This is a genomic window from Psychrobacter sp. GP33 (assembly GCF_014119005.1).
Classification (GTDB): Bacteria; Pseudomonadota; Gammaproteobacteria; order Pseudomonadales; family Moraxellaceae; genus Psychrobacter.
In genome coordinates this window covers 64,318-89,359 of sequence record NZ_JACGYX010000007.1, presented here as the reverse complement: position 1 = coordinate 89,359, position 25,042 = coordinate 64,318, and the positions used below count along the sequence as shown (strand labels likewise).

At 36.3% G+C, this 25,042-nt stretch carries 26 protein-coding genes, 1 tRNA gene and 1 pseudogene; 9 read left to right on the top strand and 19 right to left on the bottom strand.

Features of this window, described 5'->3' with window-relative positions; translation table 11 throughout:
• Positions 1-133 precede the first annotated feature (133 nt).
• Positions 134-913, top strand: a complete 780-nt coding sequence (locus tag H2245_RS10395; protein ID WP_310734134.1) for a DUF5020 family protein — start codon at positions 134-136, stop codon at positions 911-913.
• A gap of 240 nt (positions 914-1,153) precedes the next feature.
• A tRNA-Gly gene (locus tag H2245_RS10390) sits at positions 1,154-1,228 on the top strand.
• Between the two features lie 428 nt (positions 1,229-1,656).
• Here H2245_RS10390 and H2245_RS10385 read toward each other — a convergent pair.
• Positions 1,657-1,881 (bottom strand): helix-turn-helix transcriptional regulator, encoded by a 225-nt coding sequence (locus H2245_RS10385; RefSeq protein ID WP_182407317.1) that lies wholly within the window; start codon positions 1,879-1,881, stop codon positions 1,657-1,659.
• 196 nt (positions 1,882-2,077) lie between these two features.
• Between H2245_RS10385 and H2245_RS10380 the strand changes: the two genes are divergently transcribed.
• From H2245_RS10380 to H2245_RS10370, 3 genes are read left to right on the top strand one after another with little or no spacing between them, the layout of a single operon-like run.
• Entirely contained in the window at positions 2,078-2,293 is a 216-nt protein-coding gene (locus H2245_RS10380; RefSeq protein WP_133104084.1) for a hypothetical protein, read from the top strand.
• 16 nt (positions 2,294-2,309) lie between these two features.
• The gene (locus H2245_RS10375; protein WP_182407316.1) at positions 2,310-3,533 is read left to right on the top strand and encodes a site-specific integrase; all 1,224 of its coding nucleotides are present in this window, start codon (positions 2,310-2,312) and stop codon (positions 3,531-3,533) included.
• Positions 3,530-3,823, top strand: a complete 294-nt coding sequence (locus tag H2245_RS10370) for a hypothetical protein (protein ID WP_182407315.1) — start codon at positions 3,530-3,532, stop codon at positions 3,821-3,823. The genes H2245_RS10375 and H2245_RS10370 overlap by 4 nt, the downstream gene beginning before the upstream one ends.
• 558 nt (positions 3,824-4,381) lie before the next feature.
• Here the strand turns inward: H2245_RS10370 and H2245_RS10365 are convergent.
• The 3 genes from H2245_RS10365 to H2245_RS10355 form a co-directional block, all read right to left on the bottom strand.
• Positions 4,382-4,948, bottom strand: a complete 567-nt coding sequence (locus tag H2245_RS10365) for a hypothetical protein (protein ID WP_182407314.1) — start codon at positions 4,946-4,948, stop codon at positions 4,382-4,384.
• 410 nt (positions 4,949-5,358) lie between these two features.
• Entirely contained in the window at positions 5,359-5,751 is a 393-nt protein-coding gene (locus tag H2245_RS10360) for a hypothetical protein (RefSeq protein WP_182407313.1), read from the bottom strand.
• 281 nt (positions 5,752-6,032) lie between these two features.
• A complete protein-coding gene (locus H2245_RS10355) occupies positions 6,033-6,461 on the bottom strand; it encodes an SMI1/KNR4 family protein (protein ID WP_310734136.1) in 429 nt (142 codons plus the stop codon).
• A gap of 315 nt (positions 6,462-6,776) precedes the next feature.
• Between H2245_RS10355 and H2245_RS10350 the strand changes: the two genes are divergently transcribed.
• Positions 6,777-7,220 carry an immunity protein YezG family protein gene (locus tag H2245_RS10350; protein ID WP_182407312.1) on the top strand — a complete coding sequence of 148 codons (444 nt, stop codon included), beginning with the start codon at positions 6,777-6,779 and terminating at the stop codon, positions 7,218-7,220.
• Here the strand turns inward: H2245_RS10350 and H2245_RS10345 are convergent.
• The 8 genes from H2245_RS10345 to H2245_RS10315 all read right to left on the bottom strand — a co-directional run bounded on the left by H2245_RS10345 (position 7,172) and on the right by H2245_RS10315 (position 13,237).
• A complete protein-coding gene (locus H2245_RS10345; RefSeq protein WP_310734135.1) occupies positions 7,172-7,894 on the bottom strand; it encodes a DUF262 domain-containing protein in 723 nt (240 codons plus the stop codon). The genes H2245_RS10350 and H2245_RS10345 overlap by 49 nt on opposite strands.
• Positions 7,895-8,164: 270 nt before the next feature.
• Positions 8,165-8,770: a hypothetical protein gene (locus tag H2245_RS10340; protein ID WP_182407310.1), complete on the bottom strand. Its 606-nt coding sequence runs from the start codon at positions 8,768-8,770 to the stop codon at positions 8,165-8,167.
• Positions 8,771-8,954: 184 nt separating this feature from the next.
• On the bottom strand, positions 8,955-9,401 hold the full coding sequence (locus H2245_RS10335; RefSeq protein ID WP_182407309.1) for a DUF1810 domain-containing protein: 447 nt from the start codon (positions 9,399-9,401) through the stop codon (positions 8,955-8,957).
• Between the two features lie 94 nt (positions 9,402-9,495).
• Positions 9,496-11,463, bottom strand: a complete 1,968-nt coding sequence (locus H2245_RS10330; RefSeq protein ID WP_182407308.1) for a leucine-rich repeat domain-containing protein — start codon at positions 11,461-11,463, stop codon at positions 9,496-9,498.
• A gap of 75 nt (positions 11,464-11,538) precedes the next feature.
• The gene (locus tag H2245_RS10325; RefSeq protein ID WP_259365179.1) at positions 11,539-12,411 is read right to left on the bottom strand and encodes a YafY family protein; all 873 of its coding nucleotides are present in this window, start codon (positions 12,409-12,411) and stop codon (positions 11,539-11,541) included.
• A gap of 7 nt (positions 12,412-12,418) precedes the next feature.
• Positions 12,419-12,628 (bottom strand): hypothetical protein, encoded by a 210-nt coding sequence (locus H2245_RS12145; protein ID WP_259365178.1) that lies wholly within the window; start codon positions 12,626-12,628, stop codon positions 12,419-12,421.
• 112 nt (positions 12,629-12,740) lie between these two features.
• Complete coding sequence (locus H2245_RS12140) at positions 12,741-12,980, bottom strand: hypothetical protein (protein WP_259365177.1); 240 nt, start codon at positions 12,978-12,980, stop codon at positions 12,741-12,743.
• Between the two features lie 92 nt (positions 12,981-13,072).
• Positions 13,073-13,237 (bottom strand): hypothetical protein, encoded by a 165-nt coding sequence (locus H2245_RS10315; RefSeq protein WP_182407307.1) that lies wholly within the window; start codon positions 13,235-13,237, stop codon positions 13,073-13,075.
• Positions 13,238-13,515: 278 nt separating this feature from the next.
• Between H2245_RS10315 and H2245_RS10310 the strand changes: the two genes are divergently transcribed.
• A complete protein-coding gene (locus H2245_RS10310; RefSeq protein WP_182407306.1) occupies positions 13,516-13,956 on the top strand; it encodes a hypothetical protein in 441 nt (146 codons plus the stop codon).
• A gap of 204 nt (positions 13,957-14,160) precedes the next feature.
• Positions 14,161-14,880 carry a 3'-5' exonuclease gene (locus H2245_RS10305; RefSeq protein ID WP_182407305.1) on the top strand — a complete coding sequence of 240 codons (720 nt, stop codon included), beginning with the start codon at positions 14,161-14,163 and terminating at the stop codon, positions 14,878-14,880.
• 87 nt (positions 14,881-14,967) lie between these two features.
• Here the strand turns inward: H2245_RS10305 and H2245_RS10300 are convergent, their stop codons facing one another.
• The 3 genes from H2245_RS10300 to H2245_RS10290 are packed head-to-tail and all read right to left on the bottom strand — an operon-like array spanning position 14,968 to position 17,491.
• Entirely contained in the window at positions 14,968-15,714 is a 747-nt protein-coding gene (locus H2245_RS10300; RefSeq protein WP_182407304.1) for a hypothetical protein, read from the bottom strand.
• A 42-nt stretch (positions 15,715-15,756) separates the two neighbouring features.
• Complete coding sequence (locus tag H2245_RS10295; RefSeq protein WP_182407303.1) at positions 15,757-16,410, bottom strand: bifunctional 2-polyprenyl-6-hydroxyphenol methylase/3-demethylubiquinol 3-O-methyltransferase UbiG; 654 nt, start codon at positions 16,408-16,410, stop codon at positions 15,757-15,759.
• Between the two features lie 19 nt (positions 16,411-16,429).
• Positions 16,430-17,491 carry an HNH endonuclease gene (locus tag H2245_RS10290; protein WP_182407302.1) on the bottom strand — a complete coding sequence of 354 codons (1,062 nt, stop codon included), beginning with the start codon at positions 17,489-17,491 and terminating at the stop codon, positions 16,430-16,432.
• A 208-nt stretch (positions 17,492-17,699) separates the two neighbouring features.
• Here H2245_RS10290 and H2245_RS10285 point away from each other — a divergent pair.
• Positions 17,700-18,107, top strand: a pseudogene (locus tag H2245_RS10285) (DDE-type integrase/transposase/recombinase); the annotation flags it as partial.
• A gap of 95 nt (positions 18,108-18,202) precedes the next feature.
• On the opposite strand, the gene H2245_RS10280 reads toward H2245_RS10285, so the two are convergent.
• From H2245_RS10280 to H2245_RS10265, 4 genes are all read right to left on the bottom strand, one after another.
• The gene (locus H2245_RS10280; RefSeq protein WP_259365176.1) at positions 18,203-20,122 is read right to left on the bottom strand and encodes a Z1 domain-containing protein; all 1,920 of its coding nucleotides are present in this window, start codon (positions 20,120-20,122) and stop codon (positions 18,203-18,205) included.
• The gene (locus H2245_RS10275; protein WP_182407301.1) at positions 20,104-21,147 is read right to left on the bottom strand and encodes a restriction endonuclease PLD domain-containing protein; all 1,044 of its coding nucleotides are present in this window, start codon (positions 21,145-21,147) and stop codon (positions 20,104-20,106) included. The genes H2245_RS10280 and H2245_RS10275 overlap by 19 nt, the downstream gene beginning before the upstream one ends.
• A gap of 24 nt (positions 21,148-21,171) precedes the next feature.
• On the bottom strand, positions 21,172-22,182 hold the full coding sequence (locus H2245_RS10270) for a DNA cytosine methyltransferase (RefSeq protein WP_182407300.1): 1,011 nt from the start codon (positions 22,180-22,182) through the stop codon (positions 21,172-21,174).
• Between the two features lie 805 nt (positions 22,183-22,987).
• Positions 22,988-25,039, bottom strand: a complete 2,052-nt coding sequence (locus H2245_RS10265) for an AIPR family protein (protein ID WP_182407299.1) — start codon at positions 25,037-25,039, stop codon at positions 22,988-22,990.
• Positions 25,040-25,042 lie beyond the last annotated feature (3 nt).

The window sequence follows — 25,042 nt, the reverse complement described above, 5'->3', positions numbered from 1 at the left end:
TTCTATCTTAATCATTTTTATCTCTCCTCAGGTAGTGCTGGTGCGCTTTAACAGGATGTTAAGACCAGTTTCGGTATCAACAACCTACCCCTGCCTATGAGGACATCTCGACTGTACATTAGGGAGTAATACTGTGCGTTTTGATTCAACTACCAAATTATCGCAATCAACTTTTATCAAGCCTTTGGCTGCAGCCGCTATTGCTATTATCGCGTTAGGAGCTACAACTGGCGCTAACGCTAAAATGCTATTTACTGATACCAGTATTACCGGTCTATATGGTAGCGACTATGAACTCGTACCTGACGGCAAGCTCAAAACTATGACCCTAGAGCACGCCTCTACTCATGATTGGGGCGGCATATTCTTCTTCGTTGACCGTCATCAAGGTAGAGAAAATGATAGCGGTAAGAAATTTAAAGAAACTTATGGTGAGCTTGCACCTAAGTTGAAACTTGCAACTTTTGATAACAGTATTATCAAACAAGTAAACTTAGCTGGGCAGTATGAATTCGGCTCAAACAGTAGTGGCTTTAGCCAAGACAATTACTTGGTCGGTCTTGGTGCAGATTTGAACTTGCCGATTCCAGGTATGAAATATGCATCTGCATCTTTGTACCATGCTTTCAATGATAAAGATAATGCGGATGATCAACAAATTACCTTAACCTATGGTTGGGAAAAGAATAACTTCGTTATTGATGGTTATATTGACTATGCTTTTAATAGTGAAGATGAGAATGTTAAAGACAACATTCATGTCAATCCACAAATTAAATATAATCTACAAAAAGTACTCGGTCTTGATACTCGTTTAGAAGTAGGTATGGAATATAGCTATTGGAAGAATAAGTATGGTGTTGATGGTGTAGACCAGCATGCTCCAAGCGCGCTCATTAAATACCACTTCTAAACCTTAATATTATCTATACGCGCATAATAAGCCCCCGCTCCTATTTGATAGAAACGGGGGTTTTTACTTTATATCAAATCAAGTAGCATAAATATTTCTCATTTTAAAGATGTTTACGACATTAGATAAAATAGCCAAAATATTCTGCTTTTTATTAAAAAAAGTTGACATTGAAATAAATTAACGTATAATGCATCGTCATCAACTAGACGATATATTATTTATCTTCTTATGATTTAAGCGGGAATAGCTCAGTGGTAGAGCATAACCTTGCCAAGGTTGGGGTCGAGAGTTCGAATCTCTTTTCCCGCTCCAAATACTTAAAAATCCTCACTTAACAGTGAGGATTTTTTTTGTCCAATTTTCAAAGGTTGTAGCGATTTTCAGTACTAGCTAGTCTACCCAACTATTAACTTTATCTAATATATTAAAAGACCAAAAAACAGCACCGTGACCAAAACGTGACCATTTCGTGCCCACGCTATAAATACTAATTCTATAATTGACCCCAACTTATTATTCTTATCTTTATAAAAAAGCATGCTAAGAGATATTTTCTTAGCATGCTTTTTACTTTTCCACTGCTTTTGTAAATTAAGCTCATAGCGTGACTAAAACGTGACCAAACCATGAAAAATCAATTATTAATAATAACCCCAACCTTAATTTTATACTTTGAAACGCCTTGTTTATAGGGCTCTGCCACTTATTTCTCTGCGCATATTTTTCAGTTTTATAGATTTTCAAGATTCTTCATCATCCTTAGTGTTTGGCTTATAAATAAATAAGTCACCTACCTGCACATCCAAAAACTCACATAACTGATCGATAGTATTGAAGTCTATTCTTGATGACTCTTCATTGTATAGCTTATGAAGTGTTGATTTACTCATGCCTGTTGCTCTTACGACATCTGCTACACGCAACTTTTTCTCTGCCAGAATCACAGAAAGTTTAGACACAATCATAATTAATACCTCTTTTCGGGTAAAAATGCTTTACATTGAGGTAAAAAGATAATATAGTACACAAATCGGTTATTAATTACCTTTAAGCGGGTAAATATTAACTGGTTTCTTCAAAATGCATTTTTACAGGTTGATAAAATAATTTTTATTCTATCACTTAATACGATGACTTAATAACTGAAAAGAGGTAAATATTATGAGCAATACTTATTTAACGACTGATGAACTGGCCGAACGTATTAAATACGATCCACGTACTATCCGCAATCAAATGAAAGACACTGTTTTGATTGAGAATATTCATTACATCCGTCCTTTCGGCGGTCGCAAGATTTTATATGTCTGGGAGCGTATTGAAGAAGATATGTGTAAGCCGGCGATGAGTGCTATTAACGGTATGGCACTTCAATAATAGAAGGAGGTTTATCATGGCTACTATACAAGGACGGTTTGGCAAACTAATCGCCGACTTCTACTACCTAGGTATACGTTGTCGAGAAAAGACTAGCTTGGAAGATAACCCAGCTAACAGAAAAAAATTAGCGACTGTTTTGAAAAAAATGGAAGCAGAAATAACCCTAGGCATCTTTGACTATGGCGCTTACTTTCCGAAGAGTACACGTTTAAAAGAGATGACGGCACTGGCTGATAGAGCGGAAGCTTGTATCAGTCGTAACCCAACCTTTAGGCAGTTTGTCGATATTTGGTATGAGGAGAAGAAGATTGAATGGCGGCCGAGCTATCGGCAAAAGACGCAGATTATTTTAAATAAGTACTTGTTACCTGAGTTTGGTGGTAAAGCAGTACATGCGATAAAAAAACCAGACTTGCTGACCTTCCGTAGCTCTCTCGCCAAAGTTCGTTACGGTAAAGAGGGTCAGTCAAGTCTGTCAGTAGCACGAATCAATCAGATCATGATACTTCTTCGTATGATACTAGAAGAAGCCTCAGATCGCCATGAGTTTGAGATGCCTTATAAAAATATTAAGAATCTCAAACAAGCTCGTCCGGATGTAAACCCGTTTACATTGAGTGAGGTATGGCTGATTTTAAAGCATGTCCGTGCTGATTATAGGCCCTACTACACCATTCGCTTCTTTACCGGTATGCGTACCAGTGAGATCGATGGGCTTAAATGGGACTGTATTAACTTTGATCGGCGTGAGATCAGTATCAGAGGGGCATTAGTCAATGGCGAGATGGGTCCAACGAAGACCTTGGGCTCACAGCGTGATATTGCGATGTCGCAGTTAGTGTATGACGCCTTATTAGAACAGAAGACGCGCACCTTTGGTAAGTCAGAGTTTGTATTCTGCAACTCACAAGGCAATCCGATGGAGTATCGCAATGTGAACAGACGGGTGTGGAAACCCACGCTTGCCCTACTCGGTCTGAAACATAGGCGTGCTTATCAGACTCGACACACGGCAGCGACGCTTTGGCTGGCTGCTGGTGAAAATCCTGAGTGGATAGCACGGCAGATGGGTCACAGTAGCACGGAGATGCTGTTTCGGGTGTATAGCCGTTATGTGCCTGATATCACCCGTCAGGATGGCTCTGCAATGGATAATTTGCTACTCGCGAGCAAGGAGAAGTTAACCAGCGCATTGAATAGCTCTAATGCACAAACTGACAAGGAGACGTCACTATGACAATTATCAATTATGAAGAGCTGTTTGCTGAACTTAAACCTGACGGTGCAATCAGTGCAGATGCGAATGAGATTGCTAATGCATTAATGCGTGAGTTGTATATTTCATCGGGTCATAACCTCGCTCGCTTCTTGGGAGTGAAGCGCTGTTTTAATAACGATATGGCGATGCGTATATGGGTACAGAAGCGTTTGGATGCCAGTCTTGGCTATGTGATAGAGGATATGCGTTGTCAGCTTCAGAGCGAGCTTTATGAGCTATTACCGCACTCTGACTATGTCGGCTACTAAGGAGAACATGATGAGTGTAAAACTTCAGCCGAATATGACGCAGAACGCACGAGATTTAAGAATCTGTGAGGATTATTGGGCATATGATAATGAAAGTGATTATATCGCACATGTAGAAACCCTCTGTGAGAAGTATGAGATTAGCGCACAAGTTCTGTTCGAGACAATCGGTGAGTGTTTTGCTTATTTAGATGATGTGCGGTGCGAGTATTGTGGTTATGTGTGTCCTCTGCAGATACCAGCAGACATTCCGTATATGCGGGCAAAAGAGAGTTGGTGCTGTGAGGTATGTGAGCATGCTGTATGGCGGGAACATAATCATAGATAAGTCGTTCAAGATTTCAAAGCCAGACAGCTTAGGTTGTCTGGCTTTTTTCGTGCGCAGCATACACTTTCTTAAATACAGTCCAAATTTAGTGTGCTACTACAATGTTGAAGTGGTTGATTTTTTCCGTCAAGATAGCCCAAGCTAAGGCATCTAAAAAAGATAGGGAGTAGTATGAGCCAAGTTTAGGCTAAAAACTTGGCTTTAAAAGGTAAATACAGAAAAAATTTGGTTTAAAATTCACTGTAGTCCACTGTAACGAGTTTAGATTGCTGAACCTTTTTTAGCTTGAATGTTTTGGTCTTTTCATCCCAAATATTGACATAATAAGTGATAAGTTGTTTACCAGTGGTTTCGTTGACTTTCTCGCCTTCACAATTGCGGCTGATAAATAAGCGGCTATTGGAATAGAAAGCCAAACGCTCGTCATCATCGAGTTCTGCTCCGTCTGCGAAGCATTCTGCGCCACTTTCATAAGGGGTGATACTATCCTCAGTTTCACCCAGTGGAATATCGTATACTTTGCCAGTACGTTTATCAATCATAGCCCCTGAAACACAGCTTGTACCACAGCCCCAGGTTGTTACGATATAGTTACCGGCGAAGTTAATGTCACCATCTTTATGAGCTTCTATCAGACGAGTGCGAAAAGATCTCCAGTCACCTAATTTTAAGGGCGCTTGTTTACCGTTATAAATCTTAGCAGGGTATTTTTCAAAGCTGTAACCAGCGATGGTTTGGGCATGAGAGGTAGATATACAAGCCAAGGCAAGACCAAGACAAGCCGCAAGCTTTTTCATAAGCATTCCTTTTTTAATAGGGGTCAGTACAGAAAACGGAAATTATATACGGTAAGTACATTTGTTTAATTCTACATCAATTATATTAAATAAGTTTTTCTAAAATTACTTATTAAAATAACAACCTGATAAGGTTTATTGCAACGCTGCTTGATTAAAATCTCCCAAGTTTGGTTTTAGGGATTTAACAGCATGCCCCACGCTGATCCCTGCTATCAAATCTGTAGATACTAACTGAGGAGCTTTTAGTTACACAGCTTGACGGTAATAAAAAAACTTCATATATCTTAGCGATTTATAGCCCAAATACTTCTGAATCCTACTTTTATCGCTCTAAAACTATTTACCATAATCACCGTTATGGGAACAAGTTCGGTACCCTAGTGAGGATTTTTAATAAAGTATTATAGTTAAATATCTTTAAACAACGGATTTTCTCTAAAAAAATTTATTGATTCTTCATGATTGTAGCTACCAGCTTGCCATAAAACTCGCATGAGGTGATTAAACCTATCAATACAATAATCAATGTCATCTTCGCTATATCTATATGTATCAAATGTCCATGCACGTGTAGAGCTCCTATGAGCACAGACTAGCTTATTTATACTATTTCCTAAGTAATAGATATTTCTTGCAAGATTTTTTTCTACCATATTCTTGTCATTAAGGTGCTTACTTAACTTTATTAGTGAATATTCAAGATCCCAATATTTATCAACATCCCATGTGTCTTCATTCTCTAAATAATAATGAAAAGAGTCACTATTCCAAAACTTTTCTTCGCATTCATTTATTTCCATAAGCATAATTTCCTGTTTTCCGTATCGAGCGTACCATTACCAGCGCACCAATAGAATCTGTTATAGGAGAAGCTGTTTGTTAGATTATTGCTAGTATACATATGGCGGAATAATCAGGTTCTTTCAATGGTTCAGTACCCTAGTGAGGACTCGAAACTTAGGCTGTGGGCTAATGGTATCAACGTTTTAACTAGCTGAAATAGTTACAGTGTACTTCATGGTGTACAGAACGTTAGTTTTTCGAGCTAATAACGCTATCTTGATCAAATTTACGAGATATCTTAGGTATGCAACATATCAATAAAATCTTCGAATGAGTCAGCTACATGATTAATAACCATAGAGCTTGTACCGTCATCATGATCTACAAATTCATCATGACAGACTAAAACGATTTTAGGCTTCTTAGTCATAGCATCATGTCGATAATCAAAACAGATGTAGTCCCCGTTCGCACAAATTGCAAATAAAACTATATTTTTATAACCGAAATTACTGATATCTGATACATTTTCTTGATTACTGATAATATCACCATCGATATGATCAGTTTTAAAGCTTAAAAAATTAACATCTCTTTCATCCTTTTCTCCATAAACATTCGTAAAATCAAAAATATTGTTTTCCAATCTCAGAGCATCATATTTAGTTACTAGGTCAGTATAATTACTTGGGAAAACATGACTAATAATTTCTTCTGCTTTGAATATTATATCAATATCTACTTTTCCATTATCTCTATAAATATTTATAATATACCTCCTATCCTACGGTAGATTGCGGTGTTCAAGCTTAGCAAGATCAATTAGCACAAATAATATAATATTAATGGAAAAAAATGGAATGATGCTTTGAAAAAAGTATTTATTATTGTGTTCTAATACCTGTTCGGTGCGCTATACAGGCATTGAGTTTCTAGTATTAGATGCAATTTTAATAATTATGAAATAATCAGCGCCAGTCTTAATAATAAATGATTTATCAATTGCTAAGGCATTAAAAAAATACTGATATAGGAAAATGGCATGAAAACAGATGATCAGATTATCTATCAAAAACTAGGGGAGTTGTTATGGTCAGTAATGCCAGATGAAGCTAAAGAGATAAAATATGTTGGTATGTTTTATCAGAACAGTAGTCAAGCTGGCTCAAGTTGGGTTGATAAGTTAGATACTACACATAGTTTCTATGAAGGGTTCAGTAATCCTGTACAAGAAATTGAGCAAGAAATACTTAATCTAGCAGTAGATTTACAAAAATGCTCAATATTTTCCGAAAACCCATGGACGCATTTGTTAATAACCTTAACAGAAGATGGTAATTTTAAAATTGATTTCGCTTATATTTCTGAAGAAGATAGTTGGCCTAGTTTATATATGAGGTCAGTTAGCGACTTAGATCAGACTGAGCTTGATGAATACTATATCCCCATGAAGGAATGGAAAAGATGTGTAAGTTCTAAAAAGTAAAAAGGCAGCTCAAACTCTTTATAACTAAAGCATAGTTCCTTAGAGTATAGACTAGGCCTACCAAGACTCCACTGACGAATAGGGTATAAATAATTGGAGAACAGCAATTTCAGATCCTTTGTATTTTTCTGCTCCCACTTATTCACAATAGATTCTTTTGAACTATCCTCTGAAGTAGCAAACTCGCGTAAATGAAATGCTTTTAGCAAATCATGAGGACTTAAATCAAGACCACGTGAATTTTGTGAATCAAAAAACTGGAAAGCTTCAGATAGCTCATGCAAGGTTACTTGAACCACTTCGCAATGATGCAGTAAAAAATTTAATACATCTGGCGTAAATTCTGGGCTACTGACATGACGTTCTATAAATGCAAGGTTCTTACTTAGGTTTTTTTGAGTTTCACTACAATCAGGGAGGTTTATTTCTACTGGAGTAAAACCATTAAATTGCTCTTTAAATCTTTTAGAATCTGCAGCAGCCTTCATAAGCAGCAACAGTGTCAAAGTACGCTGCTGGCCATCAACTAAATCAACCTGCGTCTCACCTTTTTTAGTATGTTGATGTAAAACCACAGTACCTAAGCGATACGCATTATCTGGGTTATAAACATCACCTAAGTTATGACCAAGCCTTTTGCACTGATAGTACAAGTCTGTTAGCAAGTCGATAATATTTTTTTCTGTTCACCGGTAAGGTCGCTGATAGTTAGGTATAACGAGTTTTTTATTTGAATACTCTTTTGTAGATAGAAAACTTGAAATCTTTATAACATTGTAACCTTCATTAATACTGTTTTCTTCTGCCATGAATTTATACCTATGTGATTTTAGTTGTTATTAGCCATTAAATGAAATATAACTAAAGCTCTTATCGTTTGTTGAAAAATCTCAAAATTTAATGCGGCTGTTTTAAACTTATACCTACCCCTCAACATATATCGCTTATAAATGAAAAGTATTGATCTCATCAGTCATACTTGAATAGTAATAAATAGAAGCATCATCATTAGACAATAATACTTCAACAGCATCTGATATATAAGCAAATACTTCTAGTGGTAAACTTTGAAAGCTCTCCATTCCAATCAACAACCGTCTAGTATCACGGGATTTTGCAAGTAGACTAACAAGCTTATGTGTCGTCACTTTTATTAAATCTGATTCAAATTCGTCTACGGTGCTTTCTTGGATGAATTGAAATAAACTGCCACACTCGAACAGACTTTTGATATCTACCACATCTATACCGATAAGAGTACTTGCAGATTTTACATCAAGCATTCTAATGACATTATTTACTTCATTTGGCTGACATCTAACAATGCCGTCTATAATATCTAAGCGTTCAAATTCACTACCATCTGTTTGCAAGCCTACTAAGAACCAAGACTCCGACTTCTTTTTTAGATCTAGTAGCGCCTGCTCACTCCAATCATCACTGATGATAAAACAACCAATAGCAGACTTAGGGTAATGATCCATGGTTTGTCGATATAGAACAGCACTAGGTATATCATCTATATACGAGTCATCAATCTGATATTTCATGGTCATGCTCACTGATCATTAAGGGGTTTTAATGTAGTCAAAAGTATCAAACTTTGACGACATTTTACGACCGTAGAGCGCTTGCACAGTCTCTAAGACATTTATCATCTGGCATAAATTCGTTTATTGAAGTTTAATCTTCACTAAGGATTACATCCCCTTTTAGACTCTCGTTCGGTTTTATTCACTTAGATTGCTGATCATTGATTTGCTTTAACATTCTGATAGAGTTTATATCGTAACTGCCTTCAAAATACTGATCTAAAAGCTCGTTAAAAACACATTTTTTATTAGAGGATGCTAAAGTAAACAGTGTAAGCGAAGAGTGTAGTTTCAGCGTATCGATTGATCCGAAAATTTCTAAAGCACTTTTATCAGGATGCAACAATAGTAATTCAGCACACTCTCTCAACCGTGCTCCAAGTACGTCGTGCTGCAAATACTCTTTTGCTTGCTCTAGACTTCCTATTGCAAAGCGCCGAGCCATTGTGCTGTGTCCCAACCCTTTCACCTGTGGAAAAATAAACCACATCCAATGCGTACGCTTCTGCCCTTCAGTTAACTCGTTAATAACCGATGGATAAACAGTATTTTGAGCTTGGATAAAATCATTCAACAAAGCTGTACTCATATCTCTCACCTTCTATATTCTTTGCTTCTTAAGCGATAATCGTTTGCCAACGATGCCTACAATTTTATTTCAGCTATATTTATACTTAATATAACTACGAAACCATATATATCATACCCATCCAACAGTACTTAGGCTTATCGACAACTTCTGTACTATAGAAAATATGTTCATCCTCTACACCCATATTATCAATAGTATCTGATATAACTTCGAACTCATCAAACGTAAAATGGCGGTTACTTTCAGTTTTAAACATCATATCTTTTATAGTAATATCTTTAGGAATCTGATCAATAATCTGACTGAGCACTTGGTCTGATTTAGACATTTCTAATGCACTAGCTTGTATAAACTTAGCAGGTTTCGCAAAACTTAGCGCCTTTTCAATATCTGTAGGGTCGTTACCCTTAAATTCATTGAAAGTAGTTTCAAACATATTCATAACTTTTTGCACTTCATCAGGCTGGCAAATAATAATGCCATCCACCACATCAAATTGCTTAATAGTTTTTTTAGTCGTCTGCAAACCGAGTAAGAACTCTGGCGCTGTTTTGAACCTCAGATCAATTAGTGATTTTTCATCCCAATTATCACTAATAAGAAAAAACCCATAACGGGATAAGTCATATTCGCTCATTTGTGGCGTGTACAACTTTGTAAAAGCAATATTTTTAATCCACAACTCATTATTGCGATACCTTTCAATAATGCCTATCGGTAACTGATCAACTAAATGAGCAGGGATATCTAACCCGCGTAGCCGAGTTAGATTAGCTAAGCTATCAGGAAGCTGTCCTATTTTTTCACTAATGACAATGAGCTCCTCTAACTGGCTGAACTGCCCTACTGACTCTGGTAAATGCTCAAGCACTTCGCAGTGTAGCGTCAGGTGAGTTAAATAGGTTAGAGCACCAATGGTTTGCGGGATTTGTTTTAAGGAACCACTGGTAATATTCAATACTCTTAGGTTTGTAAGTTGGCTAATATTATCGGGTAATATCGTTAAATGTTCATCGTTAGTTGACAGTTCGGTTAAGCAGCGGATATCTGCTAAATCATCTAACAAGTTAACTGGTAATTTGTCTTGATTACCATGCAGGTGCAACTTGATATTACAGCTCATATCTGCCAGTACTTTAGGAATGGTAGTCACATCATGAAAAGTAATTTCTAAAGTCTTTAGATTTTTTAGTTCATGCAAATTAGTCGGAAGAAAGGATAAGCCATTACATACTAATCTTAGCGTTTCAAGATTGATTAGATTGGCAATAGTATTTGGTAGAATATCATCAGCTTGACAGGCATCACTACCCGATGACATGCAACTATTAAAGATTAAGATTCTTAATTGAGTCAAACAACCAATAGCTTTTGGTATAGGCTGCGTATACGAATCAATTGATAAAGAAGTCTGTTTAACCAGCTCATCAGTATCTCTTGAAATAGTATGGCTAGGTAGATCGCACAATTCTGCCCATTTGATTACTTCCTGTAGGGCTTCTCGATCGATACTTTCAAGGGGTATGTGGTCAGTATCTTCATCTACTACAGTATTCCGATTAAGACGCTGCTTTCTTAGTAGATACTCCTGAATACTAGTGCTACGAATGGGCTTAATAGTATCGCTCCATCCTTTGCAACCGTGACCTAACCCCCGTAAAAAACCAGTAACCTCTGCAGACAAATCAACTAGCTTATTAGTAGCACCATCTTCAGCAATAGTAATAAACTCCAGCTCCTTAAGCTGAACAATACTCTCTGGTAGCGTAGTGAGCGGATTGTCACTAATATCTAGACACTCTAAATTAATAAGTTGACCGATGCTGTCTGGCAATCTATCTAGTTGATTCTTACTAACGATTAATCGTCTTAGTCTAGTTAATTTACCGATACTTTCAGGCAGTTCAGTAAGTTGATTGGAACGAATATCTAAATCTATTATGTTCAACAAACCTTCTCTATTGCGTGGTAAATCCTCTTCAGATATCTCAAACTTATCAGCCCAAGCCCACAGCTCTGTAATCCATGGCTCTATAGTAATCGTATTTTTTGTTATCATTTTAAACTTCCTTTTAAAGCTAAAAAGCAACCTTTTCGTTAAATAATTTAAGATCACATCATTAACAACTAAATCTTAATCTCCATACAACTCTAATGCACTATGCAAACGCTCCAGAATAACTGCTTTCAGTGCTAGTGGCTCTACTACCACGGCCAGCTGCGACATACTCACCAGCCAATCTTGCAGACGCTTAGTATTAGCCACAGTAGCGCTGACTTGATTCCAAGTATCATCGACAACCTCAATCTGCTGATCTTGTGATAATGGACGCTCATAAAGATGCTGACAAGCATATTTTTGCACCCTTAAAATCAGTTTGATCTGAACATTATCAGTAGGTTCTAACTTACCTAATTTATTCAAATTATCTAATGAAAAAATATCTCGCCCTACCCAGTCAGGTACTTGCTTATCTATGACTACTGCCTCAGTGATACGATTGACGGCAAAATTACGATGCGCTTTTAACAGTACCTCATCATCGATATGATCATCAGTAGGATTAAACCCTGTGAGATAGATCATATTGTCAATAAAGATAAGTCCTTTGGGATAGATGACTCTCTCAGCAGAACTGCCATGCCATTTATTTTGATAACTAATTTTAAGTTGCAGTCTATTTAGCAAAGCTTGGTGAATACTTGCCATAACATCATTATTAAGCGTCGGTGCTTGTACTATGCTCGGTAAGGTAATGAGATGATCTTGCCATTGCCCTAGCTTAGTTTGATGGAAACTATCCTTATTGTGCCGACCTAATTGGGTGAGCTTATCTGTAATACTTTGCTTAAAAGATACTGGCAAATAGTTTGTAGTGTATTTATCAAGCATCTCCCAAAAGAACACCGTTTGCTCATTGATGATATCGATATTGAAGCTCGGCTCAATAAAAAATCGTGCTGTTTGTCCACTGATGTTTTGCCCCCACGCTGGTATTCTAACCAAGGCGTCACTATAAAAAAATATCGTTAAATATTTGATTTAAGCCAATCAGATCGTTCTCTAAGTTTTTACGTTCATTAGCGAAATTATTTGAATCATCACCATAACCAACCATAAGCTCTGTTAATGACATAGCATCAGCTTCACTCCGAGGCAAACATTGATATAAAATGAATAGACGTGTCGACTTTGTATAGCTTGCGATTGGGTGCGTGGGCATATGGTTTTCTCACTTAAATCGTTCAATGTTAAGTTTATAGCTTCATTACTAAAACAATGGTTCAATCAAAACTAAGCAAAATGGTTTTGCCATTATCATATGCACTGCCATCTTAATCATAGACCTGATTTTTAAGAGTGATTAGCCATTCCTTTAAATCTGCCTCCGCACTGACAGATTGCCAATTATGACTTGGCAATAAGTCATGAATACCATCCGTACAAACCATAATACAGTCGCCGCTATTAACTGCGATAGTGCAAGAGTTGCTCTCTGGCGCTTCATCGCTTAAGTAACTGTCATTAGCCGTCAATACAAAGCATTCGGTAATGCTATATAGACTCCCTGCCACTCCCTCTCGGTTATAGTCTGCAAACTCTGCTTGGCGGCCTTGCTGTTGTGCTTGCTGATCAATAAGCTTATTTAATAGATTATGGTCGCGAGTCAGGCACTGCCATTGTGACGCGCCTTTGGGCAGCCAATAAATACGACTATTTTTTGCACGTTATTCTTGACATTACATTGAAAGGCAATGATAAAGGCTTGTGCTTTAAAAATATCATCTCCTAAAGGATGCTTATTCAGTAAGACAGTGATAATGATACGCACATACGTTTATTATAAAAACCAGTATAGCTGGCAACCTATAAACGTATTTTCTAGGTAAAATGTTCTTAAGGTTTTGCTAAAAAGGCATTGGCTAATTCATAGTGATTTTTCTCGGATTAGGTATTTCGAGGCTATTACCTGTGAATGTGAACGGCCTTGGCTTGCTACTCTCTTTTTAGAATAGTCCACTCAGAAAATACTGATTGTTATATGAAGTCGTCGTAATTGAAACAAGTTACTGCTAATATCAATATCTGACCACTTTATGAGAATTAATAATGAACAAAATAATTATTGCGTTGGCATTAACAATTGTCAGTGTTTCTAGCTTTGCTGGTTTACCCGAAATGACTAAGATATATAAGAATCCTAAACTAGCTCCTAAAGTTGCAGCTTGTAATGGTGATATCTATTGCCATGGTTTTATATCCTTATCTAAAAAATGGAAAGATATTCCTAATTCTTATCGTTATAAAGGTGAGTATGATATTAAAACTTATGCTAAAAACGGAGTTAGTTATGATGAACAAGGTCGTAGTATAGGATTGGAAAATTTTACTCTCTACAACGAACAGTCGAGAAAATTATCAGGTAGTCTTGATAAATACATTGAAACCAAGGGTCATGTACCTTTCCCTGATAAAGCTGGTAATGGAGGGTATGAAGGTGGCTTAGCTGTTATTCTATACATCGAAGATAAAAACGGTTTGGCAAAATAATATGGAAGTAAACAGATGCGTATAGCCATGGTAACAGTAAAGTTATTTACCTTCTCTTGAAATATACCGAAAATTTACGAGATTACTACCTACTATTTGCGAGTCGGGCTCATTTTTCATGGAGCTTTTAATCAATGGATAGACCGATATAATAGAAACACCTATAGCAGACTACTAAGCTCCTCATATTTATCAAGGCTTATTATGACCACATACATACTCGATACCGAAACCACAGGGCTTATTGAACCGCACATGACTGAGGCCGCCTACTCTATTGTTGATATCATTAACGGCAAGGTGACTGTGTTGCAGGCGCCGAGAGCTAAGCGTTTTAACCCGCTTAAAGAAATCAGTTTAGGGTCAATGGCGATATCACATATCTGTGATGAAGATGTGGCAGATGAGCCGCCTCACACAGATTTTAGACTGCCTAGCAGTGTTGAGTACTTGATTGGTCACAATATTGATTTTGATATATCAGTTCTTAAAAATGCTGGCGTGACCTATACGCCTAATTTAATATGTACCAATGCCATGGCAAACTTCCTTCTTCCTACACTGGAAAGCCATAAACTAGTGTCCCTCCTCTATCATTTCCACCGAGATGTGGCACGTGCTCAAGCAAGAGATGCACATGCTGCTATTGCTGATATTTACTTCACTGAGCTGGTGCTTGGTAGTCTGATTGATTTGGCGAATAGTCAAGGTCATGAAATCAGTGATGTGAAGAGCTTATATGAGTTTAGCGAAATGGCGCGTATACCTACGCACTTAAGTTTTGGCAAACATAAAGGAGAGAATATTGCAGATTTAGCGACCAATTCTGATGGGGCTGGATATCTTAAGTGGCTACTAAAACAAGATACGGTAGATCCTTATTTGGCTGAAGCTTGTAAGAATGCTTTAGAGCATTCCGCTTAAATATGCGTACCATCAAGCTAGCGCTTTTATTATTCGCCCATTTCACCGGCTTATAAGCTCAGTATAATAAAAGCGAAAACCATTGTATTATTTTACCTGTTGTATCCCCTCATACAATTTACGCCGACGCTCTTGCGCCGCTTGGTAGCGATGAGCTTTAGCCAGCTCAATATCTTCATGAGTTTGGAACAGATCAGATGGCATAATAAGCGCTTCATCCATATTGATCGTATCGACATATATAGCATTCCCTGTGAGAATTGAGCGCAATACTTTATTGGCATTACTTTCATGAAGACTTTCAATCACAGCTACACACTTATCAACGTCTGCCAACTGTAGCTTAATCATCATTTGGGCATCGTAATAAGATTTAGAATTACCATTACTCACCGCCAGACACCATAACGCCACTAATATTTCAGGGCTAGCGACAGGTACATCAGCCACACCAAATATCTCTTTAGATATCGAGTGGTTAAATGCAAGACCTTTAGGGGCGCTTTGGAATGAAAGTGCGAGAGGATATTTTTTAGTCTCATCACTATCATCTTTGACAGCAATGATGAGCTGTTGGTAGGCATTCCATATAAAGTCAACCCCATGTTCTTTAAGAACGCTTTCAAGTTTATAGCAGTCACTTTCAGAGATCATGAAATTAATATTGGTGGTCGCACGAGGAGTTGCATACTCTGAGTATGCAACTGTGCCAACAATGACATACTCAATGTTTTCTTCTGACAAAACATAAATGAGCTGTTTAAATAAGTTTTGGAATTTACTCATTCGGCTATCTAATTCAAACAACCTTAAAAGCTCCATTGACTCACTCATATCTACCTACCAAGTTTTATATCAGTTATTGTCAGTTGTTACTCATCGTCTTGTAGAACTTATAATATGATTATTCTTTCGTTTGATTATCACATTAAACCACGCATCTTTACAGTTGGCTCTTTTATCGGCCGACAACCAGACATCGTATTCAATCACTTGCGTTATTTTAGTAACAATGGTTTTCCAGCGTGCTTCATCCATATCACAAAAGAAGCGCTCATTATCTACTCGCTCCCCTTCACCATATTTAAATGATAAGTACATTACGCCTTCATCAGTCAAGGTTATTAATAATGATACTATAATGCAAGGTAGCTCGAGAAAAGGTACGTGTAGCAATGAGGCGCAAGCCCAAACACCAGTAAACTTAATATCCCAACCCTGCTTGTCAATACTGCTAAAATCTAAGTGGTACCAATTAATTCTGCTCGACATATGATGTTGCTGAGCCCACTGAATTAACTCGGCGCTGGCATCCATCGCTGTTACGTCATAACCTCGTTTAGAAAAGTAATTTGCATCTCTGCCTGAGCCACAGCCCACATCTAAAATAGACTGCGTGTTTCTTTGAGGTAATTGATTAAGAAATAGCTCGTATAAATCATGCATATCTATGCTTACCGTTTGACAAGCAAATTCAACGGCATTTTTATCATAATAATGAAAGGTGCTTTTGGAGATTTGATTGGTCATAAGGTAACATATCTATTTATCAGGCTCGAAGCTTTGGGAGTAAACCAGGATTAATTGGCCGCAACTTTATACTTAGTTTTGGCGACCAGACCAAATCCTCATGTTCCACCGCTATTTGATAAGCCCACTGGCTAATCGTCTCTGAGCGTTGCTGGTTGGTTATAAAGCCTATGGTTTTTGCTTCTTGCTCAATAGTATGTCCGTATTGTTGGTTACGTTTTAACCATTTTTCATAAAACAATTCTTCAGCAAGATAGTCACGCTTGCTGTTATTACACTTATGGTCAGTGAGTATAAAGTTATGAGTAGTATCAACGGGATATTTTGACCAAGGAATAAAATGGTCCACTTCAATATTATTTTTTAAAACTTTATGACAATAGAAGCACTGCCCTTGTTGAGCGTCAATTAATATGGACTCCAAGACCTTTAAACTTTGTCTTGATTGATGAAATAAAAATTGTTGCAGGTCAACATCATCACTAAAGTATATTTGGTTATGACGGTTTTTACGCACGAACTCTGTCCAATATTGTTGGCAGAGCTTGTTAATTATCTTACTAAAACGTGTAAAACAGTATGCAATGCCAGGCTTTAAAGTTATCACTTTCTCTTTGGCGTTATAAGTATATAAGAACTCACGGCAAACTTTGTCTTCTGCACTTTGTAGATATCTTGCAGGATACCTTTTGATGGTTGAAGCAATATCTTTGATAGTTGATTGCCAGAGTTTAGCATTTTGTGTACGAGCTATGCTTAGATTGTTGGTCTTAGCTTTATGCTGCAAATTTAGAATGCTATTAATAACACTAGCCTGACCTGTTGTACTGCTTTGTCTGAGTACAGAGTCACTACTTTGATCCGAGAATGGTAACGCTTGTATCCAATAAAGCTGTATAAACTGCTCTGCTAACTGCTGATAAGAAATACTGCATTCTCTGTCGTCATTAACTCCAGACTCTATAGCCAGGTTGGCCGTTGCCATTAATAAGGCAAATTTATAGGTAGAGGTGTAAGAGCTAGACTCAAGAAGCCATTGAATGCGTTTTAGAAAGTTAAGCTGAAAATCTGCTGTTGGCACTATGAGAATCCTTTAAAATATATCAGCATAATCTAATTCTTTAAAGCCTTTATAGGCATGGTGACTGGCACTTTATAGAATCTTGTAAAGCTATTCATCTTACTCAAAATTAAATTGAACGGTAACCATCCCAAGTATATCGGAAACATATTTACTTGAGTTAGGTAGCTTAATTCTATTTAATAAGTGTCTTATGGGATGATTACCGCTGGTCGGCTATGCTATTAATAAGCGCATGACAGCAGATTTAGTATGCCGTGCACTCAATATGGCAATCAAAAATAAAGGGCCAAGCCAAGGGCTAATTGTGCATTCTGATAGAAGCAGTCACTACTGTAGAGACGCATATCACAAAATCATCAAGCAGCATCAGTTTAAAGGCTCAATGAATGCTAAAGGTAAAGGTAGCTGCTTTGACAACGCACCCATAGAAAGCTTCTGAGGCATATTAAAGAACGAGCTAGTGTATCATCAAGACTATAAAACAAGATTTACAGCCATAAGCGATATCATTGGATATATTGAGTTGCATTATAATCAGAATAAGATTCAAAAGAGCTTGGGCTATAAATCGCCAAGACAGGTGTGGTTTGACTTTTATCGTCAAGCTGCGTAACTAAAATCTCCCAAGTTTAGTTGTAAGGATTTGACAGCATAGCTCTTAACTATGCAGACAATAAAACACTTCTTTAAAAGAAACCATTTCATATATTACCTTGCATTCCAAAAATCTAAGTTTTCAGGTAGCTTAATATTAGGCATCCAAAAGTCTGTGCCGCTCCAACCTTTGTCCCTATTTCCTTTAATAAGATATAAAGTCACTACTATATCATTGCTATATCTTTTACCTAGCTTCCTGTCATCTGGTGAAAGCATTGTACCTGTGCCCTTTGATAGATTTCGATCATGCCTTAATATTAGAATATTATTCATTGTAGGTCTTTTAGTGGACAGCACTCTTATACTTTGGATAAAGGTGCTTAAGTCCCAATCGATAACATCAAAACTTCCTAATGACTCCAATACATTTATCAAATCGTCTGTGGACAGCTCTAAAATCCCTTCATTTGTTGTATTGTAAAGCTCATTAATCTGCGACAGAACATCGTTAGTGGTTACTAAGTTATTTTCATTTGGGTATAAAGGAAAGTAATTTTTCCCACCCTTAACGACATAAAAATCTTTATTTAAAACATTTTTTCTAGTTGGAGATATATTGTCTGGATAGAAAAACTGATAGTTATTATTATCTCTATCTAACGCTTGCTCGATCAGAGCATTATTTGCATCATTCAAATGAGTAAAAAACTTGTATACATATTGAGGCATGAAAAGTCGGATTAAGGATTTGTCTCGATCATAACCAAAAATACGTGAATGTTGCCAAAAATTATCCGCATTAGGTTTTTTAGAGCTTCTACAGTAGTAGACCGTCTGTAATTTAGGGATAGTTAACCCTCTACTTATGACGTTGCCACCTACTAAGATATTGAAGCCCGAATCTAATTTCAGCTCATCATCCGACTTTGAGTTAATGGTTAATACTTTAACTTCTTCTCTTTGTACTATCTCTATAAACTTTGAGTACAAGTCGTCTATATGGTTTATATCTGGTTTTGTCGCTTTTAAATCTAGCCACACTTCTTTGACTAGGTCTTTCAAAGACTGATCTTCAGGGTAATTGATGCTATGTATAATTTGGTTCAAGGCTTCTCTGATTTTGCTTTCGAAAAGAGAGTGAATCTCTGTTTTATGACTGGGGTGAATCATAAAATTACAGTTGCCCTTCCCATTCATCTCAAATTCCGCACAAGTAATAAGGAATGTTAGAAGTGCATTAGTTAAATCATTATCTACTGCAGCAGTTTCATCATAAATTTCGGAAATATCGAAGTCTATAAATTTTACAACATTGCTAGGAGGGTCTGTATAGATAAAGTTTCCACCTATATATTTTTCTCCTGGCTTAAAATACTGTACTTCATCTGGCTTCCAGCTTGAAGAATTATACTGCAATAAAATTGACTGTGGTGTGGCTGTTAGCTGTATAAAGAAACACTGAATAGTCGAGCTTTTTATGTCACTTAAAAGCTCATTAATCTTACTTTTTTTAGCGGTTTTCTTTGATTGATTTGTGTCTAAACTAGCTGCATCGGCTTCATCGTCGATGATATAGCTTTGATAGCTTTTCAGGTAATCTTTATTAAGTAAGCTATCTCGCCATTTTTTTAAGACCCTACTATTTTTCTTTAAAACGATTATTAGAGGCTTATTCCCTCTCATAGAAGTATCAAACAAATGGTGATCGTTCTCGTCTAAAACCATAAAGCTTAATAGGTTTTCTTCTATCCTAGATTTTGTCTGAGTCTGTAGATCCACACTATCTGTTGTTAGATAGAAGAATAGCTTGATATCTTGGTCTGCAAGCTCAGATATAATCCCTAAAACATGCGCCGTTTTTCCGCTTTGGACGTTACCTAAAAGCAAATAATTAATGTAATCTTTGTGAATGTTATTAGATTTTTCTAGGAAGTCATCCCTAGTTTTTAAGATTGAATCTTGAAAATCTTTATCTTGTTCAAACTGAAGCATATATTTATTAAAGTAATTCATTAAAATTCCATTATCCATAGATCAGGCTGACTGGTTGATCTTAGCGTCAAGTGATTCCTACCGTAATCGCTCAAAACCTGATCTGTAACCATTTCGCCAGTCTTAAGACACCCACTCATTTCTAGATGCCCCTTGAGCCATTTACCCAATATAGAAAGGCTTACAGTTGACCTTAGATTTTTAGAGTAGTCTCCCTGTGTTTTACACTCAAAAACCCATCCGTCCATAGTAACTACTTTAAAAGTCTTATCTTTTGGATAACCTGCAAGAGTAGTCACTCTATTTGAAACTACAACTTCTACCTCATACCATGGTCTTGGAACCTCAAAACCTCTTGTATTCACTCTACCTTTCCCAAAAAAAGCATTCAAATTGCTTTTTTCTTCTGTCTTTACCTCAACTTCAAAACAGTAATCTGAATCTTGGCTTAAGATTTCCGACATCTCTATTTGGTCGATCTTACTTACATTATCGAAGCTTGACAGGTCTATCCTCGATTTTATAAAGTCTTCTTCTTGGATAGTTTTAGCTATATCAATTCTAATGCCCAATTTTTCGAATATTTTTAGATTTTTGTCGTATATATCCTTTGCTATCTCGTCATCTTTTGCTATAAGCATCGTTTCATAAGTACGCTCTAAGTTTTTAATGAAAGAACTTAGATTGGCCGAGCCTATTAGGCTTGTATGAATTCCTTCTTTAGAAACAAAGCTGTATATTTTCCCATGAAACTTCATAGTTGGTGAAACGTATATCCCACCAATCTCCTTGCTTACAAGCAATTCATTGAGCTTAACGCAAGAATAATACTGCTGCTTAGTGAATCCTTCTATATAGTGCATACCAATAAATATCGATAGCTCTTTAATTCTATCAATATCAGTCTCTACGATCCTATTGATCTCAACCATAGCATCATTAGATATATATCCAGACGCTATGATAATTCTCGATGAGTACTCTATGAGATCTAGTAATACCTTATTGATATTACTTTCAGTAATCTTAGCTGGATAGAAATTGGAGAAAACTAAACTACTCATAGAGACCTCTAGTTTATAAAACTCTCATTCAAAAATTTTCTTTAGTGTTTTAGCCAGCTCACGTACACCTTGTGGGGGAACGGCATTTCCAATCTGCTTTCGTACCTGAGTCATAGTACCAACAAATTCAAAGTCATCTGGGAAAGACTGAAGTCTTGCACGTTCCCTATTGTTAAGTGACCTAGGCTCAGGGTAATGGTAACCCCAAGTTCCACCACCACCAGCCGCTATAATTGTTTTTGAAGGCTGATCCGGATGTATTCTTCTATACACATGGCTAATCATACCTTTTACATATAAAGGATGATCTTTTGGTATATCAGTAAAATTACCACCAGCTGATATCAGCTTTAGTTTCTCGACTGTTTTGGGACTTAAGTTTTGCTGTTCTATATTTTTAGCATCGTTAGGAATGTTCGCTAATGCCTCACCGGCAGTGACATGAGGTAATAACTCACTATCTTTTGCGGAGTGAGTAGGAGCAGGATGTTCAAAATCAAAGTCAATATCAGAGCGTATGCCAACTATTAAAATACGCTCTCTTAGCTGCGGAACCCCATAATCTGCAAAGTTATATAATTTGACTTTAACCTTATAGCCTGGAGCTATATTCTCAAAATCACTAACAATTTGTTGAATAGCTTTTTTATTGTTAGCTGTTAAGAGACCTTTAACATTTTCAGCCACAAACACCTTTGGTTTCTTTGCATCTACTACGCGCAGAAAGCTCTTATATAAGTTCCCTCTCTCACCATCTAATCCTGGTCGTTTCCATATCATGGAAAAATCTTGACAAGGGAAGCCTCCAAGTACAATGTCACAATCTGGAATAGAGTTATTATCATAAGGATCTATCTGCTCTATATCGCCCTCAACGATTACATCCCCTATGTTTTTCTTAAATGTCTCACAAGCCCAATGATCGAAGTCATTAGCCCAGACAGTTTCATACCCTTCTTGATGAAAGCCTAAATCGAGTCCACCGCAACCAGAAAACAAAGAAATAATTTTAGGACTGTTATCGAGCTTATTCATTTAGACACCACTTGTAAACGTACATGATAAAAGCTGTCATTATACTATTAACACCAGCTACATTGCACTGTCTATCCCTTTTTGGGCGACACTAACTGACGCTTTAATATTTTTTATCGGCTCTCATAATTAAGTAAAATAATCTAGCATAGGTTTATGAAAAAGATTAAATTACGTTGGTAAAAAAGATTATTTAATTATTTGTTGTCAGTTTTACAGCAAGAACAGTAGCAAAATTAATGGGTGTTAATAAAATGACAGTTAGCTATTACCGTCACTGGCTTATACTTCTGACTTATGATCTTGGACTGTTTGAATGAAGAATAGAAGTGGATGAGAGCTATTTTGGAGGCAGATGCAAAGGTAAACGTGTTTGGTTTGCTGATAATAAATTTCGTGTTTCTGAACGACTCAAGCATAGTGGTAAAACATATGCTTGTATTATGCCCGACATCAGAGACCGTAATTTAATTTCTATCATAATAGAGAAATTAAAGCCTTATAATATTATTTAGACTGACTCAGTCAGATTTTATAACAGGCTTGATGTGAGACAGTTTATTTATTACCGTATCAACCATTTAGAAGAGTTTATAGAAGACAGAAATTACATTAAGAGCATTTCCATCTATTTTTAAAATAATATGAATAGCATTTTAATAAAAGCGATTAAAAACGCCATTTAAATCAAATATAATAATGCGGTAAGTAAGAGTTGGACTAGTTTTCTACGATAGTCTTAAAAAATAAGTTATTAAATTGAAAGTTAGAAATCTTGTGCAATAACTTAAACCCTAAGGAATACCTATATAATAAATCCCTCATCCATTGCTTTATTATATATTTTATATAATATTTTACTTTGTTTTTCAGATGGCAAGCCTAACTCGCTATTTGCTTGTTTTTCTAAAATAGAAATCTCTGTAAGTCTTAACCCATCAAATTCATCTTCAGATAAGTAGTTATATATATTTTTCCATGAAGCTATAGGAGTTTTAATTACAAATGATTGTATTTCTATACCCTGAGTTAAAACCCGATCCTTTTCTTCATCGATAGATCTAATTTTATTCTCAGCTTTACTTATCAGAACACCTTTTAAATCCAAACTTAAGTTTAATTTTTGCACATCATGCCAACATGCTTCTTTTTTACACCACTGGGCTATGTTTGCAGACCCATGAGGCGGTGATGTGATACGACTATATACTACTTCAGATATTATACTAATAGCTTTTTCAAGGGTTTCTGGTAGCTTCTGTTGTTTCCAAATAAGATTGAAATCTAAGTACTTATCTTTAACATTCTCAACATAAAAAGCTAAGTAAGCGATAGTATAAGTAACCGTTTGAGCTCTATAGCCACCACCGTACCAATCAGAGCTTGATATCATTTTTTCTATCGCCTTGAAAAGTATGATTCTAGCAATAGCTCGCTTAAAATATTCATCCGAAACAACACCTTCATTTTCTTCCATTTTTTTAGTCATGTGTTCAGCAAATTCAACAAAGCTATACTGAGCACCTTTAGCTACAATATAAGGCTTCATAAACCAACTATTTTCAGATTTTGATAAGAAAGTTTTGTCTATAGATTGTTTTGGAGGATTATCAATTTTAAACTGCTTTTTTTCAGAAATGCTCTTATAAGCCTGCTCATTTAAATATTCACCTCTTACACGTTCATAAAACCAAAGAGTCCTTTTTTGAGCACCATCTATTGCTGGAGCATAAATTCTTAAAGAGCGTTTCTTAAACTCTTGGTGAAAATGACTATTCGAAAAGAAATCAGACTTATTAACCTTATTTTGGGTATTGGCATATTCAGAAACGTTTTTAACAAATTCATTTTGAAACTCAGTATCTCTAACTACAGATAGTTTCATTTGCACACTGATATTGGATAGTTCTATATGTTCATTTTTATTTGCATTTTTATAAGCTGCATATATAGCAGAGGTCGTTTGTGCACCATTGACAATTTGTAGATTTTCTATCTCAACTATCTTGTCATTTGAGATAACTACGTTGCTAGCTGTTGCTGTTAAACCATTATTATAAGCAAAAAACATTTCTGGGCTTTGCTTAATAGTATTTCTTAATCCTTTGTTGACATTTCCTCTGAACTGTAGAAAAGTTCTAACATTTTTTTCAAACAGCTTTTTTCCGTGTTTTTCGTATATATCGACTATTTGTTCACCATTTAAAGCAGTTAAATATGATTCATATGATTCAGTTGCACCTTTAATTTTAAGAAATGGTAATGACGTTTCAATATTAAATCCACTTGACTCATCTTCTGAAAGATATACCTTATAGAGATATTCAATATCAATTACCCTATATTCTATATTAATACCGTCTACATCTTCAGATTCAAGATTTATTAAGCTTCTTGTAGCTTTACCATCAGAAAGAACCAACATAATTATTTTGTCAATTGCTCTATTTTCATACCAATTATAAATCTCATATGCCATCGCATAGCTTTCGTAAGCTGGCTCCATATCCTTATATATACCGTTAACAGATTTCTCTAAAAAACTTTTTAGCCTTTTAAACTTGGTTTGAATATCATCTTTTGTGAGAGTTCTAATTTCTTCGTTTTGAAAAAACTGGTTAACAATTAAGTAAAGACATTTCCGTTCGCTATCATAATCATAACCATGAACTTCCATACCAACTTTTTGATACTCTGCAACAGCATAATTACTACCTACATCTCCTGTAGCCTCAAGAATCTCACATACCTTTTCAAGAAATACAGCTGATCGCATCATGTCACGGCTTTCAGCTTCTGAATATATTTCTTGTAAAAACTCGCTATGAAAACTTTCTAGACTATGCTGCTGGATCATCAC